Source organism: Bartonella vinsonii subsp. berkhoffii ATCC 51672, from assembly GCF_902825225.1.
Lineage (GTDB): Bacteria > Pseudomonadota > Alphaproteobacteria > Rhizobiales > Rhizobiaceae > Bartonella > Bartonella berkhoffii.
Window position 1 is genome coordinate 1 of sequence record NZ_CADEAK010000231.1, and the last position, 414, is coordinate 414.

Below are 414 nucleotides of genomic sequence, written 5' to 3' on the forward strand. Positions count from 1 at the left end.
TAATCGTGGAATTGATTTGAGTAATGTAAAATGGTTTGATTCACCTGTTGAAATGGCTGCTTCTGATGAAATTGATGTTTTTGTTGAGTTAATTGGTGGTGAATTAGATGTCGTGTATGCAGCTGTTAAAAAAGCACTTGAGGTAGGTCATCATGTTGTTACTGCCAATAAAGCACTTCTCGCGCGGCATGGGGTGGCACTTGCTATAAGTGCAGAAAAGAAAGGCGTCTTTCTTCATTTTGAAGCTGCCATTGCAGGAGGAATTCCTGTCATTAAAGCGATGAGAGAATCACTTTTAGGTAATCATATATCGCGAGTTTATGGTATTCTCAATGGAACATGCAATTATATATTAACACGTATGTTTACTGAAGGTCTTTCATTTAAAGATTGTTTGGCAGATGCGCAGAGACT

General features: G+C 38.2%; 1 pseudogene. It reads left to right on the forward strand.

What is annotated here, in order from left to right:
• Positions 1-414: pseudogene (locus J7R10_RS09055) on the forward strand (homoserine dehydrogenase); the annotation flags it as partial.